Origin of the sequence: Streptomyces sp. NPDC059897 (assembly GCF_042730865.1) — a bacterium.
Classification (GTDB): Bacteria; Actinomycetota; Actinomycetes; order Streptomycetales; family Streptomycetaceae; genus Streptomyces.
Genome location: NZ_JBHWKQ010000009.1, coordinates 22,252 through 39,736 on the forward strand (window position 1 = coordinate 22,252; position 17,485 = coordinate 39,736).

Here is a 17,485-nt window from a genome sequence, read left to right on the forward strand (position 1 = left end):
CGTTCGAGTCGGCCCGCTAGTCGGCCTGCGACGGCTGCGACGGCTGCGACAGGTCGTAGAACGTGCTGCTTCCGACCGTCACCTTCTTGAAGTTGGCCTCGACCCACTTGGTGATCTTCGACGCGGATCCCGAATCGGAGCCGCCCATGCCGCCGCCGCTGGATCCGCTGCCGACGAAGTAGTGGATCTTTCCGTCCTCGACGTACTGCTTGAACTGGGCGAGCGTCGGGGACGGGTCGGTGCCGTTGAAGCCGCCGATCGCCATCACCGGTTCGCCGGTGGCCAGCTGGTAGCTCGCCTGATTCTGCGAGCCGACCGTGGCGGCGGCCCAGGTGTAGTCGTCGGCGTTCTGCTGGAGGAGCTTCTTGGCCTTGCTGCTGACCTGGGCGCCGTTGAGGAGGCCGCCCATGCCGCCACCGCCGCCACCCCCTCCGGCCTTGCCGCGGCTGGGCATGCCGCCGGCCTTGCTTCCGGCCTTGCCGCCGGCCTTCTGGTTCTGGCCGGGGAAGCCGCCGCCGGGGAAGCCGCCCTTGGCCTTGCCGCCGGTCGGAGGCTGAGGCATCTGCCCGCCCTGGCCGGTCTTGCCGGTCTGGCCCTTCTGGCCCGGCATTCCGCCGCCGGGGAAGCCGCCCTTGCCGCCGCCACCGCCGGGGCCGCTCATCATGCTCGACCCGGAGGGACCCGCCGTCACGATCGACCCGGTGTGCCCGGTGTTCAGCGTGGAGACGGTGTACGCGGTCGGCGCGGCCAGCGAGGCGGCGAGGCCAAGACCCGCCGCGGCGACCGCCAGCCGACGGTTCAGCCGGCCCGCGAGGGCGAGGCCGAGGCCCGCCACGAGGCCGCCGATCAGCACGGTCCACCGCAGCCACGGCAGGTAGTCCGAGGTCCGGCCGAGCAGCACGTACCCCCACACCGCCGTCGCCACGACCGCCGCGCCCAGCGTCACCGACCAGGCCGGCCGCGTCCGCCGCTCCCACAGCGCGACCGCGCCCATGCCGGTCACGGCCGCGAGGTACGGGGCCAGGGCCACCGTGTAGTACTGGTGGAAGATGCCCGCCATGAAGCTGAAGACCAGGCCGGTCATCAGCAGGCAGCTGCCCCACGCGAGGAACGCGGCGCGCGTCAGGTCCGTGCGCCTGGCCTTCCACGTCAGGATCACGCCCGCCACGAAGAGGATCAGCGCGGCGGGGATCAGCCACGAGATCTGGCTGCCGATCTCGGAGTTGAACATCCGGGTGAGGCCGGTCTCGCCCCACTGTCCGGTGCCGCCGCCCATGCCGCCGCCACCGCCGACCGAGCCGGTCTCGTCGCCGTTGATACGGCCGAGGCCGTTGTATCCGAAGGTCAGTTCAAGGAACGAGTTGTTCTGGGAGCCGCCGATGTACGGCCGGGAGGACGCGGGCCACAGCTCCACGATCGCCACCCACCAGCCGCCCGCGACGACCATCGCCACGGCGGAGAGCGCCAGTTGACCGAACCGCTTGCGCACCCGTACCGGCGCGAACACCGCGTAGAGGACCGCGAGCGGCGGCAGGATCAGGAACGCCTGAAGGGTCTTGGTGAGGAAGGCGAGGCCGACGGCGACGCCCGCCCAGATCAGCCACTTCGTACGGCCGTGCTCCATGGCGCGGAGCACGCAGTAGACCGTGACGGTCATCAGGAGCGCGAGCAGCGCGTCCGGGTTGTTGAAGCGGAACATCAGCGCGGCGACCGGCGTCGTCGCGAGCACCGCCATGGCGATCAGGCCCGCGGCGGCGCTGAACCGGCGGCGTACCGCCCCGTACAGCACGCCTGCGGTGGCCACCGCCATCAGGACCTGCGGGGCGAGGATCGCCCAGGAGTTGAGGCCGAAGAGGCGCACCGACAGGCCCATCGGCCACAGCGCGGCCGGCGGCTTGTCGACGGTGATCGCGTTCGCCGCGTCGGACGAGCCGAAGAAGAATGCCTTCCAGCTCTCGCTGCCCGCCTGGGCCGCCGCCGAGTAGAAGGAGTTGGCGTAGCCGGAGGAGGACAGGTTCCAGAAATAGGCCGCCGCGATCACGAGCAGCATGCCGAGAAAGGCCGGGCGCGCCCAGCGCGGGTCCTCGGGCCTGCCCCGCCACACGCGCGCGAGGAACGCGGCCCGGGGCGGCGGGGACTCGGCGGGCGGCGCGGGCGGCGCGTCGTACGAAGGTCGGACGTCTGTGGTCATCGCTGGGTCCCGGAGTCGGTTTCGTGGCGCTGGCCGGATCGCTGGCCAGAACGCTGGTCGGATCCCTGGTCAGAACGCTGGTCGGATCGCTGGTCGTTGAACACCCAGGCCCTGAAGAGCAGGAAGCGCAGGATCGTCGCGGCGAGGTTGGCCGCGATCAGGACGATCAGCTCGGTGGAGTGCGCCGCGTTGCCGGACGCCGTGTCGAGGGCGGCGAGCGAGCCGCTGGTCAGGGCCCAGCCGATACCGAAGACGACGATGCCCTGGGCCTGGTGGCGCACGGCCTTGTCCCGGCCGCGCACCCCGAAGGTGAGGCGCCGGTTGGCCGCCGTATTGGCGATGGCCGAGACGAACAGGGCGGCCGCGTTGGCGAGCTGCGCCCCCGAGAACGTACGGAAGCCGGAGTACAGCAGCAGGAACAGCAGCGTCGACAGGGCGCCGACGACGCAGAAGCCGAGCAGCTGGCGGGCCAGGCCCTTGGGCACGTCGGTGAGTTCACGGTCGCGCGGGTCGTCCCCGAAGGGGCGCGCGAGCCGGTCGAGGGGGAGCGAGCCGGTGGCCAGCGCCCTGCCCACGCGCCAGACGCCCTTGAGATCGTCGGTCGCCGTCTTGACGATGTGGACGGTCGAGTTGGGGTCGTCGACCCAGTCGACGGGCACCTCGTGGATGCGCAGCCCGGCCCGCTCCGCGAGCACCAGCATCTCGGTGTCGAAGAACCAGCCGGTGTCCTCGACCAGCGGCAGCAGCACCTGCGCGACATCGCGCCGGATCGCCTTGAACCCGCACTGGGCGTCGGAGAAGCGGGCTTGCAGGGAGCCGCGCAGGATCAGGTTGTAGGTGCGGGAGATGAACTCGCGCTTGGTGCCGCGCACGACCCGGCTCGCGCGGGCGAGCCGGGAGCCGATCGCGAGGTCGGAGTGCCCGGAGATCAGCGGCGCCACCAGCGGAAGCAGCGCGTTCAGGTCGGTGGACAGGTCCACGTCCATGTACGCGAGGACCGGCGCGTCGGACGCCGACCACACGGTCCGCAGGGCGCGCCCGCGGCCCTTCTGTTCGAGGCGGAAGTACGTGGCCTCCGGCAGTTCGGTGGCCAGTTCGTGGGCCACCTTGGGCGTGCTGTCGTTCGAGGCGTTGTCCGCGACGGTGATGCGGAAGGGGTAGGGGAAGGTGCGGACCAGGTGGTGGTGCAGCCTGCGCACGCACTCACCGAGGTCCTTCTCCTCGTTGTAGACGGGGATGACAACGTCCAGGACCGGTGCATCGCCGCTGCCGGCAGGGAGGTGCTCCCGCGCCGGCAGCGTCCCGAACCTCGCGGAGACGGTGCTCGCGGAGACGGTGGGTTCGATGCCCGGAGAAGAGTCGGTTCGCATGCCACCGACATTCGCCAACTGCCCTGTTAGCCCTGTGTGGTGATGCTTTGCCCTGCCTGTGAGTACGAAGGCGGGTGGGTGACGGGCGTGGCATGGGCCGGCAGATGCACGGTGAACACGGTGCGGCCCGGCACGCTGTCGACGGTCACGGACCCACCGTGCGCCGCCGCGACGGCCTGCACGATGGCGAGCCCGAGCCCGGTCGACCCCGCCTTCCGGGACCGCGAGGAGTCGCCGCGCGCGAACCGTTCGAAGACGTACGGCAGCAGCTCGGGCGGGATCCCGGGGCCGTCGTCCTGGACGTCGAGGCAGACCCACGGACCGTACTGGTGCACGCGGGCGGTGACCGTCGTACCCGGTGGCGTATGCGTCCGGGCGTTGGCGAGCAGATTGACCAGGACCTGGTGCAGCCGCGCGGAATCCGCGAGCACCGTGGCCGGCTCGTCGGGCAGCTCAAGGCGCCAGTAGTGGTCCTGGTCCGCGGCGCGGGCGTCGCTGAGCGCGTCGACGACGAGCGGCGACAGGTCCGTCGGCTCGTACGACAGCGGTCTCCCGGAGTCGAGGCGGGCGAGCAGCAGCAGGTCCTCGACGAGCCCGGTCATCCGGTGCGCCTCGGACTCGATGCGGCCGAGCGCGTGCCGGGTGTCGGGGCCCGGCTCCTCGCGGCCGCGCCTGGTCAGCTCGGCGTAGCCGCGGATGGAGGCCAGCGGCGTACGCAGCTCATGGCTGGCGTCGGCGACGAACTGGCGCACCCGCATCTCGCTCTGCTGGCGCGATTCGAGGGCGCCGTGCACATGGTCGAGCATCCGGTTGAGCGCGGCGCCGACCTGGCCGACCTCGGTTCGCGGGTCGGCCTCGGACTCCGGGACGCGTTCGTAGAGGGTCACCTCGCCGCTGTGCAGCGGGAGTTCGGAGACCCGGGTCGCGGTCGCGGCGACGCGGCGCAGCGGCCGCAGATTGACGCCGACCATGATCGCCCCGGCGGCACCGGCCGCCACGAGGGCCGCGGCGGCGACCAGCAGCTCGGTGACGATGAGCTTGTTGACGGTGGAGTCGACCTGGGCGGTGGGGCGGCCCACGTAGAAGTCGCCGTTGGATCCGGAGACGTACTGGACGCGGTAACTGCCGAGGCCCGGCAGGTCGACGGTGTGCATGGTCTTGTCGTCGCTCTGGGGGACGTCCTCCAGCACGTCGAGCACGTCCTGGGACAGGCCGTCGGTCCGCAGCTGCCTGCCGCCCTCGGCGTTCGTCGCCTCGACGCTGACCTTGCCGTCGGTGGCCTGCCCGCCGTCGACCTCGGCGCCGAGGGTCCCCGCGGGGGCGCCCACGGTCACGAACGCCAGGTCGCCGAAGTCCTTCTGTCCCATGGGGCCCGCCCCGGGGAAATCGCCCTTCGGCCCGCTCGCCCGCATCGCTATGCCGCTCACCTGCTTGTCGAGCTCGTCGTACAGGTACGAGTGCAGCGAGACGGCGGACACGACACCGATCACGGACGCCACCACGGCCATCAGCGCGACGGCCGTGACGACGAGCCGGGTGCGGAGCGTCTGGGGCCGGCCCCCGCGCTTCACGACGCCGTGGTGGCGGCCATCGCCGGCTTGATCAGGTAGCCGGCGCCGCGCCGGGTGTGGATCATCGGCTCGCGCCCGGCGTCGATCTTCCTGCGCAGGTACGAGATGTAGAGCTCGACGACATTCGCCTGCCCGCCGAAGTCGTAGCTCCACACGCGGTCCAGGATCTGCGCCTTGCTGAGCACGCGGCGCGGGTTGCGCATGAGGAAGCGCAGCAGCTCGAACTCGGTGGCGGTGAGGTGGATGTTGTCCCCGCCCCTGGACACCTCGTGACTGTCCTCATCGAGCATCAGATCGCCGACGACGAGCACGGACTCGCTGCGCCGGTCGGCGGCGCCGGTCCTGCGGATCAGCCCGCGCAGCCGCGCGACGACCTCTTCGAGGCTGAACGGCTTGGTGACGTAGTCGTCGCCGCCCGCCGTGAGCCCGGCGATCCGGTCCTCGACGGCGTCCTTCGCGGTCAGGAACAGCACGGGGATCTCGGGCAGCTCGCGACGCATCCGGCCGAGGACGCTGAGCCCGTCCATGTCCGGCAGCATCATGTCGAGCACGACGGCGTCGGGCCGGAACTCCCGCGCGCTCTGCACGGCTCCCGCCCCGTCGCTCGCGGTGCGGATCTGCCAGCCCTCGTAGCGCAGGGCCATGGACAACAGCTCGGTGATGGACTGCTCGTCGTCCACGACAAGCACCCGGACGGGGCTTCCGTCCGGCCTCAGCAGTTCGGTACGCCCCTGGGGCGAGGTCGCGGTCATGGCACAAGCTTGCGACGCGCCTCTGAGAGCACCCTTTCCCGAACCTGTGAAAACTCTGAGAAACGCATAAGGGATCGGGATCAGCCGAGCCCGGGATCAGCCGAGCCCGAACAGCGCGGCGGCGTTCTCCCTGCACACGGCCCGCACCCAGTCGTCCCCGAGCCCGAGCCGCTCGATGGCCTCCAGCTGGTGGAGGTACGGATACGGGATGTTCGGGAAGTCGCTGCCGAGCAGCACCCGGTCCCCGAGCTCGGCGAGCCGCCCCAACTCGTCCCTGGGGAACGGGGACCGGCGCTCGACGAAGTCGGTGAACGCCATGGTCGTATCCAGCCGGACCTCCCCGTACCGCTCGGCGAGCGCGAGGAAGTCGGTGTACTCGGGCATCCCCATGTGCGCGACCACCAGCGGCAGCCGGGGGTGGCGGGCGAGCAGCCGCGCGATCGGCTCGGGCCCGGTGTGCTTTCCGGGTGCGGGGCCGGAGCCGCAGTGCGTCACGATCGGCGTCCCGGCCTCGGCGAGCAGCCCCCACACGGGGTCGAGCAACGGATCGTTCGGGTCGTACGCGCCCACCTGCACATGCGCCTTGAACACCCGCGCCCCCGCCTCCAGCGCCTCGCGCACATACGTCTCGGCGCCCGGCTCGGGGAAGAAGGTGGCGGTGTGCAGGCAGTCGGGCGTGCGGGCGGCGAAGCCTGCCGCCCACTCGTTCAGCCAGCGCGCCATGCCCGCCTTGTGCGGGTACAGCATCGACGTGAAGGCCTCGACGCGGAACGCCCGCAGCCGGGCCAGCCGCTCGCTCTCCTCCTCGCGGTACGTGATCGGCCACTCGGTCCCGACGAGCGGCCCGGCGGAGTCGAAGTACGCCCACACCTTGCGCAGCACGCGCTCGGGCATGAAGTGCGTGTGCACGTCGACGAGCCCGGGGAGCCGGTACCGGTCGAGGAACGCGGCGACGGCGTCGATCTCGGAAACCCCGCCCACGCCACTCACATCACTCACATCACTCGCATCACTCACGCCACCCGCATCCCTCACGTCAGTCACGCTCGAACTCCTGGCTGCGCTCGACCTTCGCGACATGCACCGTGTACCGCTCGTACCACTCGGCGCGGCCCTGCTTCTGCACGGCTCGGTGCTCGCCGACGGACCGCCACTGCTCGATGGCCGCGGAGTCGCGGAAGTACGAGACGGTGATACCGAGCCCGCCCGGATTGCGCGCGGACTCGTGCCCCAGGTACCCCGGGATCTCCTTGACGAGCTCGTCCATCCGGTCGGCCGCCTCCCCGTACCCACGGTCCCCCGGGGTCCGCACGGAGCTGAACACCACGACGTAGTACGGCGGTTCGAAGGCGGGCAACGGCCGGGGCGCCCCCGCCCCGTCAGCCACATCGGCGTGATCACTCATGTCCGTACGATCTCTCGTTCCCGTGCGCGAGGAAAGGGATTTGGTCGAACGGCAGGCCGGCCCCTCAGAAGAGCCCACCCTGAACCGCCGGCACCTCCCGCACCTCGGGCCCCGCCCCGCCGGCCCCCTCCGGCGCGCGCTCCAACGGCCACCCGGCCAGCACCCGCGCGTCCACGACCAGCCGCCGCCCGTCGTCCCCCTCCACCAGGTGCAGATCGGGCCCGGCCGCGGCGACGACCTTCCCCGCCACGACGGCCCCTTCGCCGAGCCCGCTCACGACGGCATCGACCCGATCGATCCCCGCGAGCCCGAAAACCTCCCCGTGATCCACCACCCGGCACGGCAGCCGCTCCAACGACTCCGGCCAGCCGTCGAGCCCCGCCGCGACGCCATGCGCCCGCACCAGCTCGGCGCCCCGCTCCTCGACCCCCGGCAGCCCGCCCCGCACGGCACGCTTTCGCTCGTACGGAATCCGGTCCGGCACCCCGAGCGCCACCCGCAGCAGCTCCTCGGCCCGCCGCGCCGCCATCAGGGGCCCCCGCCCCAGCCACGTAAAAGCCACGGCCCCCTGCTCAAGGAGCCGATCGCTCCCCCTCCGCGTCCCCGTGATCCCCACTTTCACGAGTCCGTCCCCGAACCACGCCAAATACACGTGGTACGGCCGCGGGTCGTCGGCGATGGTGTCCGCTGCCACGGACCGGGCCCGGTCGATGCCGGCACATTCGGCGCACTGCGCCCGCGTCCCCCGCACCGGCACGGCATCCCGCTGCGGACACACGGTCCACCGGCCGCCCCGCCACACCCCGAGACACCGCCGCTCCCCACCGACCCGGAACGCGACTCTCTCCCCGAACCGCACCCCGCTCTCCCGCTCGCCCCCGCCGTCCCCGACCCACCCGAAGACCGGCCCGCCCCCACGCCACCGCATTCCGGTGCACCACCACGTCATACGAGCCAGGATGACGCACGGCACTGACAACACCCGGAAAACGCAAGAGGCCCCGGATTGCTCCGGGGCCTCTTGTCAGTGTGCACTCGGCAGGATTCGAACCTGCAACCTTCTGATCCGTAGGCGGGTGCGTCGCCACTAAGGATCGCTCAAACACGATGAGCGAACTGCGTGAACGGACCAGCGGAGAGCCCCCAGGTCCGCTCCCGTACGTGGCTGTACGCCTGTGTTGATGTCAGAGACTGATGTCAGCGACGCCCTGCCGGATGAGCCTCGACGATGCCCGGGGTTGGCATGCCAGGTCGTCGCGCCTGATCGCTGCCGGCAGCACGAGCCATCCAAGTGATCAACCGCAACCATGAAGTTGCGATTGGCATAATCCCTCGACGCAACTCTCCCCACCATCGAAGCGCGGCGCTACAGTGAGTGCTTCGTCACGTCGGGGGGACTGTATGACGTCTAGTGGGGCCCGTGGAACCAACTTCAGCATTGGCGGAGAACAGGCTGAAGCCGACCCGCTGTTGATGGAAGCTTTCTACGAATCCGACGACTACAGGACGGTGTCTTCACGCGAAGACCCTCGGTGCTTTGTAATCGCGCGGACGGGTGGCGGCAAATCTGCACTCCTGCAACGCCTAGAAGAGGAAAATCCCGCCCACGTCGTGAGAGTGGCCCCGGAAGACCTCTCCTTAAGCTACATCACCAATCTCGGCGTGATGCGATATCTGGACGATCTAGACATCAGCCTCGACCCTCTATTCATCGCGCTTTGGAAGCACGTTCTACTGGTCGAACTGATCCGTCACAGGTACAAAGTTGATTCTCACGCAGCCAAAATGAACTTCCTCTCCACGCTACGGGATAAAATCAAGAGGGATCCTGGAAAGCGTGCCGCACTCGACTACCTAGAGGAATTCCAGGACCGCTTCTGGGTAGAGGCCGATGAGCGCGTGCGAGAAATTACAGAGAAGTTCGAAGAGAAGATCAACAACGAGCGAAAAGGCACGCTGGGCCTGACCGGGAATCAAACAGTAAATGCATCGGCGACGGTCAACTCAGGAACCGCAGACACTTTCGCCACGGAGACCCGCAGGGAACTCACTGACCGATTTAAACGCATCGTCAATGAGACCCAAATGCCTCGACTCAACAAGATGATCAAGGTCCTTGATGAGGACATCTTGGACAGTCGCCAGAATTTCACCTACGTCGTCATCGATGACCTGGATCGCGATTGGGTGGACGAAAAAGTAGCGAACGCTCTAATCAGGTGTCTCTTTAGAGCGGTGCTTGACCTGCATCGAGTGAAGAACCTCAAGGTCATCGTGGCGCTCCGCACCAACATCTTCGAGAACCTGGACTTCGGGCACAGGGCGGGAGGACAGGAAGAGAAATTCCGCTCCCTTTCTCTCCACATGCGCTGGGGCCCATCAGAACTGCGCAACCTCGTCAGTAGTCGACTTCGTGTCGCAACGAAGAAGAGTGGCACACCGGTAAGCTCAATCTCCGACTTGTTGCCGCGCATTAACACCACGCGCGGTGACGCCTTTGATTACATGCTCACTCGGACACTCATGCGCCCGCGCGACATCATCGCCTTCGTGAATGAAACATTCGCGATATCGTCAGGCAGCGGAAGAACCTCATGGGAAGACATCAAGAACGCGGAAGATTCGTACTCATACAAGAGACTTCTCGCTCTGCGCGACGAATGGAAGATGACCTACCCGGACATTGACAGGGTATTCGCTGTCTTTGCAGGGTCAACCGTCCCCATGTCGAAAGATGAGTTCACCAAGCGGATCGATGACGCAGTTCTACTCCTCGCCGACCCACATTTTCGCGGAGCAGAATGGCTGGACCATATGACCTCGACAATGTGGAGTAACCCGTCAGCAGACTGGTCTGCCTGGTACGGCCCTCTCGTAGCACTGCTCTACAACATCGGGTTCATTGGGTGCACGACTGGCAGGCAGAGCACTGTTCGCTACGTGCGCACGTTCCCCGACTTTGCTGAAAGGGTCAGCAACCTGGAAGCCACTGATGGGTTCACTATCCACCCAGCATTCCAGGCAGCATTGGATGTGCGGGTAGATCACCTCCGGTGAGCCGGTTGATTCATCTCCCAGAAAAGCGACCACACGTGGTGACCTGAAAGCACAAGGCGTGCGCCCCGGTCGATGTGCTTCGGTCAGTGCGTGCCCGCGACAGGCGACCTGCCGACGGCCAACAGGTGGGAGCTGGCGGCAAGCAATTCTGGATACGGATCTGCCATGCGCGCCGCCTCCACGGCAGAAGCGATCAGTTCCTCTGTCGGCCCCTCGCCCGGCTGCTGCTCGGCAGTTTTCACGAGGGACCACGCAGGCCCCTCGATGCCGAAGACCTGGACATCGGTAAGGCCGGATGCGGTCAGCTCCGCAGCAAGCTCTTCGGCACGGTGGAAGTACGCCAGGGCGAATCCGCGGGCGCCGTCGTACACAGCAGTTTCCAAGATCTTGGAGACAGACTTCCGCATCACGTCCGTGTGCAGGTGGGCGTATGACACGTGCTCGAACAGCGACGCGTAGCGGTTGATCGCGGCGGCAGCGATCAAGCCTCCCGGCTTGACTACACGGTGGGCTTCCGAGAGCGCCGTCTGCCGGTCATCGGCGTCTGGCAGGTGGTAGAGGGGCCCGAGGAGCTGCACAACGTCGAAGCTGTTGTCCGGCTCGCGAAGGTCACGTGCGTCCCCGACGTAAGCCGGGCACACAGATGACGCCGTCTCGACGTGGTGGGCCACAGGGTCTACGAGCGTGACCTCGTACCCGTCCTTCATGAGCCACTCCGCATGAATGCCGGTCGCGCCGCCCACGTCCAGCACCCGAGCAGGGGGAGACGGCAGGAAGCGGCGGAGGAGCTCCTGGGTCCTGGCCAGCTCCATACGTCCGTCTGCTGAGCTGCGCAAACGACTGTCCTCGTTCTTCATCTCGCCGTAGTAGCGCATCACAGAAGGGGCCAATTCGAGATTCGACATACCCGGAGTATCGTGTGTACCGGTGGACCAGTCCAGTACGGAGAAGGGGAAGCCATGGCCGTCCTGAAATACGAAGAGATCGCAGAGTCCCTGCGCGCTCGCATCGCGGCTGGCGAGTTCGCCCCAGGAACCACGATCCCGTCTGGCCGCGACCTGGCCGAGCAGTGGTCGGTGTCGCGAGCAACCGCCATCAAGGCCGTCGACGTTCTGCGGAGCGACGGCGTAGTGGTTGCCAAGCAAGGCACCGGCTTCGTCGTCACAGAAACGCCCGTGGCCCGTCCCGCCGGCGCCCGACGAGCTGGCAGTGCACGCGTCACGGGCGGGATGCCGTTCGCGCGGATCGGTGCGCCCGACTGGGCAGAGCCGTCCGCCCGTGTCGCCAACGCGCTGGGGATCGATTCTGGCGTTGCAGCACTCCGCCGCATCCGGGTCCTCCAACTCCCGGATGGCAGTCCGCACAGCTACGTGGAGGCATGGTTCCCTCCGGAGATCGGAGAGGCTGCGCCACGGCTCGCCGACACGGCACCTCTCGCCGAGGGGACTACGCGGTACGTCCGCAGGCAGACCGGACGCTCTCCCGCCGAGGGAGTGGACGTGACGACCGTGCGTCTCGCCAGCGAGGAGGAGGCCGCCCAACTGGCAGTGCCCATGCCGACGGCCGTTGCTGTCGTCCTCCACACCGCGCACGACCAAGAGGGTCGTCCGCTGGTCTGCGAGGAGGGCGTCACGCCGTCAGCACTCTTCGAGCAGGTGGAGACGTACGAGATGTAGCGAGCGTGAAAACCGAGCTGGACCGGTCCGCCGGTCCAGCTTTTTTGATGCCTCGTCATACGCTCTGACCTGCGAAAATCCTGCGACACCAATCCCAACTGCAGTTTCACCGCTTGACTGGACCGGTCCACCGGTCCAGTCTATTCATGCGGCACCGGTCCACCGGATCGGTTCCGGCCCGGGATGGCTTCTTGCGTGATGAGGAGCCCCGCGCTGGTGGTCGCTTGAGAACTCAACAGAGTGCTGAGGGAATCCCGCCCCACCTCGCGCCAAGCGGGCGGGCGCGTACGGGTCCTGCCCCGTGCGCGGCACAGCGCATCTCAGCCTTCCGCAGCTCATCGGCTGCGGCGGTTGCCTCCGTCGCTTGTCTCGCACAAGCGACGCCGAGGGGAGCCGGGCACTTCCGACTTCAACGGCGCGCACCCCCCGGAGTAGCCGCTCCGAGGGGTGCTTTTCGGGCCGTACCTACTGCTAGGGAGACACGACCCATGGAACACATCGTCACTGTTCAGGACGCTGTTACCGCGTTCGCCGACTTCGTAGAACCGACGAGGGCGGAGCTGAACGCCATCGACGCCGAGATGCCCGTCATCCTGGCGGACGTCGACCTGCTGGACGCATACATCATCACCCTCGACCGCACGCCGACCGAGCTGGACGAGCGGCGTATCCGCCGGGCCCGTCGGCGCCTGCTCGCCGCCCACGTCAACCAGCTCAAGAGCGCGGACGGCCGGACGGGCGGTGTCGCATGAGCGCCGTCGTACGGGACCTGTCCGCCGCGCACGCCGAGGTGAAGGCGGAGATCACGCGGACCGACAGTAAGGCCAGTCTCCTGCTCGCCTTCATCGGCGCCGTACTGGCCGGCGTGTGGAGCGCAGGCAAGGATCTGCCGCTCACCGCCTACGCACTCGCCCCCGGCCTGGCCGGTATCGCCGTGCTGCTGGGCGCCGCCGCACTGCTGCTGTCCTCGGTGCGACCGAACCTGTCCGGGCGGCACGGCTTCCCACTGTGGGCCACCCTCACGCCGGAGCAGATCCGGGAGGCGATGGCCATCGACATCGCCACCGACATCGCGGGACTGTCGCGCATCGCCGTCCTCAAGTTCACCGGGCTGCGGCGCGCGATCGACCTGACCCGCATCGGCGGCGTGCTGCTGATCGTGGCCGCGCTGGTGCGCGCGTTCGGGGGTGCGGCATGACCGCCTCGACGCGCAAGGCGCTGACCAAGGTTCAGATCGTGGTGCTGAGTGCGGCGTTCGTGCCGATGCTCGCCACCGGGGTCTTCGGCGGGGTCGGTACCTACTCCAACATCAGCGGCGCCTACGGCAAGGGCACCGCGCTCGGGGCCGTGGCCGCCGGTGAGGGCGCGACGGCCGTTCTGGCGCTGGTGCTGCTCGGGCTGACGATGCTGGGCCAGTCCTCGCCGCGCATCATCCGCCTCGGACTGTGGGCCCTACCCGCCGCCGCGTCCGCGATGGCCGCGATGGCGGCCGATGACCCCGGCACCACGGTCATCTACGCCATCACCCCGATGGGCATGTGCGTCTCCGCCGAGGGCATGGCCTTCCTCGCTCGCCGGATCGCGGTGCACACCGAAGGCCGCGACGCGGAGGGCGAGCGGCACGCGGTGGAGACGGTGCAGAGCCTGGCCTATCACCGGGCCCGCGCCGCCAACCACCCCGACAAGCGGGTCCGCTGGTGGTCCGACCGGAAGTCGTGGCGCCTCGCCCGCAAGGTCGGGGCCGGCGACGCGGAGCTGGGATCGAGGCTGCTCGATGTGCAGCGTCAGCGCGTCACGATCGGTGCGGACGCCGCGCTCGGATCGATGTTCCACCTCGACGCCGCCGCTCTCCCAGCCGGAACCGCGAATGTGGAGGAATCCACCGAGACCATGAGGAAACGGTCTACGGCTGACCTGCCGGAATCGACCCCCGCGCCGATCACCGCGAACGTCACCGCACTGCCCCGACCGGTGGCCGTCGGCTTTCTGAAGTCGACGTTGCCGAGCAAGCCCGTGAAGGCGATCGAGTCGGCCCCGGTCGCCCCGATCGTGAAGGCGAGCGTGCCCGCCGAATCGAGCAAGCCGCGCCGGGCGACCGGTCGTCTTCCGGACGTCGCGAAGCCGACCCGATCGAAGCGCACCCCCGAGCAGTTGCTCGATGAGGCGCGCGAGGCAACAGCGGACTGGCCGGCCGCGAAGCTGACTGCCGAGGGCCTGCGGCGCGAGCTGCACACCTCCCCGGCCAACGCCCGCACGCTGCGCGAGGCGCTGCGGGCCGAGCGCGCTGAGGCCGCGTGATGGGAGCGCTGCCCGTCTACCGGTGGCGCCTCGCCCCGGACGGGTTGGCGACCCGCCGTCAGCTCCGCGCGCTGGGCCTGCGGCCCGGTGGGCAGGAGGTGGCGGCCCAACTGGAGCGGCCACGGCGGCGCCGTGGCCCGCTGGTCGCCTACCTCTACCGGATCGACGCCGCCAAGCCCGTGCGTCCGATGACTCCGGCCCGGTGGGCGGCCCTGGCCAAGGCCAACGCCGCTCGCCGTGTCTGCCCCGAGTGCGGCCGCGACGCGGGATACGTCATCCCCGCCTCGCTCGGCACGTGTCCCACCTGCCACGACACCACTCCTTCTCTTGCCGCGTGAGCTGCGGCGATTCGTGATCGGAGACGCTGTGAAGCACACCATCACCACGCACCAGCTCCGGGGCCGCCGCGATCTGGAGCGCGACGCCAAGTACCTCGCCCCGGAAGCGATCCGGCAGGTCAGCCGGGCCGTGAACGGCCGGATGCCCGCCGTCGAGATCACCCTCACCACCCCGAAGGGCCTGGCCGAACTCGGCACTCAGGCCGAGGTCGAGCTGTCCGGCTGCACCGACCGCCGCACCATCGACCGCGCCCGCAGGACGTACATGCGCGAGGCCCGCGACCACGCCGGCCGCGCGCTCCCTCGCTCGGACGGATCGGTGGTGGTGCTGGTCAACGCCGACCAGCACCGCACCACCGAGGACCTCGCGCTCACGCTCGTGCACGAGTTGACGCACGCCATGCAGTTCTCCCGCCGGGGCGTCCTCGACGCGCTCGTGCAGGACCTGCGCGCCGCCTACCGCGTCGAGCGGCAGTCCCGCCGCGACGCCCGCGCGTTCGCCCGGGTCGTCGAGGAGCACGAGCGCGAGGCCTACGACACCGAGCGCCTCGCGAAGAACCTGCACTGACCCCCACCGCCTTGCCGGGGCCCGCCTGCCGTGGGCCCTGGTTTCCCCTGCCCGGATCCGGGCTGTCTGGAGTCAACGCGCATGAGTGACAACGTCGTTCACCTGCACAAGCACACCGACGAAACCCCCGAACCCACCACCGAGGCGGCCACCCTCACCGTGGTGCCCGAGCAGCGTCCCGTCCCGTTGTGGGTGCGCTCCGGGCGCGCCGTGCGGGACGTGGCCACCCACGAACGCACCCGCACCGCTGGCCGGTTGGCCGTGCGGCACACCACCTATGTCCTCGGCGGGACCCGGATCACGGCCCGTCGCACGTGGGACGGGCGCACCGCGGCCCGCTACGAGCGCATGTTCCGCGCTGCCGAAGCGGCCGGGAACTATGAGGTCGCGCAGGAGTGGGAGGAGCGCGGGCAGCGCTACCGCGAGGCCCGGCACCGCCGCCGCATGGACCTGCTCACCTCCCCGGTCGACGCCGCCAAGGGCGCCGCCGCCGGGGTCGGTCTCGGCATCGGCGGATTGCTCCTGCTGGGCATCGCCCTTGCGGTGGCCACGAAGGAGGCGTCCGATGTGGTGACGCCGCTGATGGCGGTGGTCGGGCTGATTCGGCTGCTCATCACGATCGTTCAGGTCACCTGGGGGCCGCTCACCATCGTGGGCCCGCTGCTCGCCTTGCTGGGGCTGTGGGAGGTCGGTCGGCGTGCGCAGGCCGCCCCGTACTGGGCGTTGCCGGACAACGTCCGCAGCGGCGAGGGTGAGCCGATCACTCCGTCGATCGTGGTCAAGGCGCTGCGTGACCTGGGGGTGCCCGCTCTCCGCAACGCCATCAAGGAGATGGGGGACGCGGGCGCCGGCATGCTCGGCCCGATCCGTATCGCCGGATGCGGTGTCGAGGTCGACGTCACGCTCCCGTCCGGGGTGTCGACGATCGAGGTGCAGCAGCGGCGCCGCAAGCTGGCGGAGAACCTGACCCGGCACGAGCACGAGGTGTTCATCACCCTCCCGCAGGCCGCCCGCACCGTGCGCCTGTGGGTCGCCGACTCGGGGGCGCTGGACGAGCCGATCGGCCCGTCGCCGCTGGTCACCGACGAGACGATGACCGCCGACTACGCCAAGGGGAAGGCGCCGTGGGGCCAGGACCTGCGCGGGGATGCCGCCGCCCTGTCCCTGTATCAGCGCCACCTGCTCATCACCGGTCTGTCCAACCAGGGCAAGACCGTCGCTCTGCGCTCTCTGGCCCTGTGGCTGGCTCTCGACAGGTCGGTGGAGTTCCTGATGGGTGACCTGAAGGGCGTGGGTGACTGGGCCATGTTCGACGGGCTCGCCTCCACGCTGATCCAGGGGCCGACGGACGAGCACGTCATCCAGGTCACGGAGATGGTCGAGGGCGCGGTCGAGGAGATGAACCGCCGGATCCAGGCGCCGCCCGGAACGGTGTTCCCGCCGCTGGTCGTGCTGGTCGACGAGGCGCAAGTCGCGTTCATGTGCCCGCTCAAGGACGAAGACAAGCGCCCCTACGGCGGCGCGAAGGCCAACTCCCGGTACTTCATGGCGGTCCGCAAGATTCACAACCAGGGCCGGGCCGTGAACGTGCTGATGTGGCAGGGCACTCAGGACCCGACCGACCAGAACCTGCCCAAGCTGGTCCGCGAGGGCGCCCACACCCGCGCTTCCCTCGCGCTGGGCACCGAGTCGCAGGCCCGCATGGCGCTCGGAGACAAGGCCGTCGACGGCGGCGCCGCGCCCAACCTGCTCCGTCCGGGTCTGGATCGGGGCACGCTGGTCGTCGCCTCGGACGGGATCGCCATTCCGGCCGGGCAGTCGTCTCTCACGGTGCGCACGCACTACATCGACGACGACGGCGCCGAGGCCATCACCGACCGGGCCAAGGCCATGCGGGACGGCGTCACCACCCTGCATGTGATCGAGCCGGGCGGGGACCGCGACCCGCTCGCCGACATCGCCACCGTCGTGGGCGACGCGCCGCGCGTGCGGACGAAGGACGTCCTCAAGCGGCTCGCCGTGCTCAACGAAGGCGCCTACGGCGGTTGGTCGTTCATCGACCTCAAGCGTGTCCTCGACGACGCCGGCGCGGAGCCCTACAAGTCCGACGGCGTCATGGTCGTCGCCCGCGACCGCCTCGCCCGCGCCCTCGCCAACCGGGGCGACGAGGGTTCCGCTTCAGCCTCCGAGTAGAGGGAGCCGAACCCCGTCCGGGGCAGGGAGGCAGGGAGAACTCCCTACCGGCCTCCCTGCCCCGCC

The 17,485-nt window shown here is 69.2% G+C and carries 16 protein-coding genes; 8 read left to right on the top strand and 8 right to left on the bottom strand.

Annotated elements, in window-relative coordinates; genetic code table 11:
• Positions 1 to 16: 16 nt before the first annotated feature.
• From ACFV9W_RS12540 to ACFV9W_RS12570, 7 genes are all read right to left on the bottom strand, one after another.
• Positions 17 to 2,191 carry a glycosyltransferase family 39 protein gene (locus ACFV9W_RS12540; RefSeq protein WP_385758774.1) on the bottom strand — a complete coding sequence of 725 codons (2,175 nt, stop codon included), beginning with the start codon at positions 2,189 to 2,191 and terminating at the stop codon, positions 17 to 19.
• Complete coding sequence (locus ACFV9W_RS12545) at positions 2,188 to 3,561, bottom strand: glycosyltransferase (RefSeq protein WP_385758776.1); 1,374 nt, start codon at positions 3,559 to 3,561, stop codon at positions 2,188 to 2,190. Before ACFV9W_RS12545 ends, ACFV9W_RS12540 begins: the two co-directional genes overlap by 4 nt.
• Before the next feature lie 26 nt (positions 3,562 to 3,587).
• Positions 3,588 to 5,069: an ATP-binding protein gene (locus ACFV9W_RS12550; protein WP_385759267.1), complete on the bottom strand. Its 1,482-nt coding sequence runs from the start codon at positions 5,067 to 5,069 to the stop codon at positions 3,588 to 3,590.
• Positions 5,070 to 5,128: 59 nt separating this feature from the next.
• Positions 5,129 to 5,884 carry a response regulator transcription factor gene (locus ACFV9W_RS12555; RefSeq protein ID WP_385758779.1) on the bottom strand — a complete coding sequence of 252 codons (756 nt, stop codon included), beginning with the start codon at positions 5,882 to 5,884 and terminating at the stop codon, positions 5,129 to 5,131.
• 96 nt (positions 5,885 to 5,980) lie between these two features.
• Positions 5,981 to 6,874 carry an amidohydrolase family protein gene (locus ACFV9W_RS12560; protein ID WP_385759270.1) on the bottom strand — a complete coding sequence of 298 codons (894 nt, stop codon included), beginning with the start codon at positions 6,872 to 6,874 and terminating at the stop codon, positions 5,981 to 5,983.
• A 46-nt stretch (positions 6,875 to 6,920) separates the two neighbouring features.
• Positions 6,921 to 7,289 carry an antibiotic biosynthesis monooxygenase family protein gene (locus ACFV9W_RS12565; RefSeq protein ID WP_385758781.1) on the bottom strand — a complete coding sequence of 123 codons (369 nt, stop codon included), beginning with the start codon at positions 7,287 to 7,289 and terminating at the stop codon, positions 6,921 to 6,923.
• A 64-nt stretch (positions 7,290 to 7,353) separates the two neighbouring features.
• Positions 7,354 to 8,238, bottom strand: coding sequence for a DUF2797 domain-containing protein (locus ACFV9W_RS12570; protein WP_385758784.1), 885 nt, complete (start codon positions 8,236 to 8,238; stop codon positions 7,354 to 7,356).
• A gap of 452 nt (positions 8,239 to 8,690) precedes the next feature.
• On the opposite strand from ACFV9W_RS12570, the gene ACFV9W_RS12575 reads away from it, so the two are divergent.
• Positions 8,691 to 10,346, top strand: a complete 1,656-nt coding sequence (locus ACFV9W_RS12575; protein ID WP_385758787.1) for a P-loop ATPase, Sll1717 family — start codon at positions 8,691 to 8,693, stop codon at positions 10,344 to 10,346.
• A gap of 83 nt (positions 10,347 to 10,429) precedes the next feature.
• Here ACFV9W_RS12575 and ACFV9W_RS12580 read toward each other — a convergent pair whose 3' ends face one another.
• Positions 10,430 to 11,251, bottom strand: a complete 822-nt coding sequence (locus ACFV9W_RS12580; RefSeq protein WP_385758790.1) for a class I SAM-dependent methyltransferase — start codon at positions 11,249 to 11,251, stop codon at positions 10,430 to 10,432.
• A gap of 54 nt (positions 11,252 to 11,305) precedes the next feature.
• Between ACFV9W_RS12580 and ACFV9W_RS12585 the strand changes: the two genes are divergently transcribed.
• The 7 genes from ACFV9W_RS12585 to ACFV9W_RS12615 all read left to right on the top strand — a co-directional run bounded on the left by ACFV9W_RS12585 (position 11,306) and on the right by ACFV9W_RS12615 (position 17,419).
• Positions 11,306 to 12,022 (top strand): GntR family transcriptional regulator, encoded by a 717-nt coding sequence (locus tag ACFV9W_RS12585; protein WP_385758793.1) that lies wholly within the window; start codon positions 11,306 to 11,308, stop codon positions 12,020 to 12,022.
• 488 nt (positions 12,023 to 12,510) lie between these two features.
• Entirely contained in the window at positions 12,511 to 12,774 is a 264-nt protein-coding gene (locus tag ACFV9W_RS12590) for a DUF6284 family protein (protein WP_385758795.1), read from the top strand.
• Positions 12,771 to 13,220, top strand: a complete 450-nt coding sequence (locus tag ACFV9W_RS12595) for a Pycsar system effector family protein (RefSeq protein ID WP_385758798.1) — start codon at positions 12,771 to 12,773, stop codon at positions 13,218 to 13,220. The genes ACFV9W_RS12590 and ACFV9W_RS12595 overlap by 4 nt, the downstream gene beginning before the upstream one ends.
• Positions 13,217 to 14,320, top strand: a complete 1,104-nt coding sequence (locus tag ACFV9W_RS12600) for a conjugal transfer protein (RefSeq protein WP_385758800.1) — start codon at positions 13,217 to 13,219, stop codon at positions 14,318 to 14,320. The genes ACFV9W_RS12595 and ACFV9W_RS12600 overlap by 4 nt, the downstream gene beginning before the upstream one ends.
• Positions 14,320 to 14,658, top strand: a complete 339-nt coding sequence (locus tag ACFV9W_RS12605; RefSeq protein WP_385758803.1) for an RRQRL motif-containing zinc-binding protein — start codon at positions 14,320 to 14,322, stop codon at positions 14,656 to 14,658. Before ACFV9W_RS12600 ends, ACFV9W_RS12605 begins: the two co-directional genes overlap by 1 nt.
• A gap of 28 nt (positions 14,659 to 14,686) precedes the next feature.
• Complete coding sequence (locus ACFV9W_RS12610; protein WP_385758805.1) at positions 14,687 to 15,226, top strand: hypothetical protein; 540 nt, start codon at positions 14,687 to 14,689, stop codon at positions 15,224 to 15,226.
• An 81-nt stretch (positions 15,227 to 15,307) separates the two neighbouring features.
• Positions 15,308 to 17,419, top strand: a complete 2,112-nt coding sequence (locus tag ACFV9W_RS12615; RefSeq protein ID WP_385758808.1) for an FtsK/SpoIIIE domain-containing protein — start codon at positions 15,308 to 15,310, stop codon at positions 17,417 to 17,419.
• Positions 17,420 to 17,485: the final 66 nt, after the last annotated feature.

Coding starts and splice junctions, on each gene's coding strand:
- ACFV9W_RS12540 (WP_385758774.1), bottom strand. CDS start 2,191: ATGACCACAGACGTCCGACCTTCGTACGACGCGCCGCCCGCGCCGCCC.
- ACFV9W_RS12545 (WP_385758776.1), bottom strand. CDS start 3,561: ATGCGAACCGACTCTTCTCCGGGCATCGAACCCACCGTCTCCGCGAGC.
- ACFV9W_RS12550 (WP_385759267.1), bottom strand. CDS start 5,069: ATGGCCGTGGTGGCGTCCGTGATCGGTGTCGTGTCCGCCGTCTCGCTG.
- ACFV9W_RS12555 (WP_385758779.1), bottom strand. CDS start 5,884: ATGACCGCGACCTCGCCCCAGGGGCGTACCGAACTGCTGAGGCCGGAC.
- ACFV9W_RS12565 (WP_385758781.1), bottom strand. CDS start 7,289: ATGAGTGATCACGCCGATGTGGCTGACGGGGCGGGGGCGCCCCGGCCG.
- ACFV9W_RS12570 (WP_385758784.1), bottom strand. CDS start 8,238: ATGACGTGGTGGTGCACCGGAATGCGGTGGCGTGGGGGCGGGCCGGTC.
- ACFV9W_RS12575 (WP_385758787.1), top strand. CDS start 8,691: ATGACGTCTAGTGGGGCCCGTGGAACCAACTTCAGCATTGGCGGAGAA.
- ACFV9W_RS12580 (WP_385758790.1), bottom strand. CDS start 11,251: ATGTCGAATCTCGAATTGGCCCCTTCTGTGATGCGCTACTACGGCGAG.
- ACFV9W_RS12585 (WP_385758793.1), top strand. CDS start 11,306: ATGGCCGTCCTGAAATACGAAGAGATCGCAGAGTCCCTGCGCGCTCGC.
- ACFV9W_RS12590 (WP_385758795.1), top strand. CDS start 12,511: ATGGAACACATCGTCACTGTTCAGGACGCTGTTACCGCGTTCGCCGAC.
- ACFV9W_RS12595 (WP_385758798.1), top strand. CDS start 12,771: ATGAGCGCCGTCGTACGGGACCTGTCCGCCGCGCACGCCGAGGTGAAG.
- ACFV9W_RS12600 (WP_385758800.1), top strand. CDS start 13,217: ATGACCGCCTCGACGCGCAAGGCGCTGACCAAGGTTCAGATCGTGGTG.
- ACFV9W_RS12605 (WP_385758803.1), top strand. CDS start 14,320: ATGGGAGCGCTGCCCGTCTACCGGTGGCGCCTCGCCCCGGACGGGTTG.
- ACFV9W_RS12615 (WP_385758808.1), top strand. CDS start 15,308: ATGAGTGACAACGTCGTTCACCTGCACAAGCACACCGACGAAACCCCC.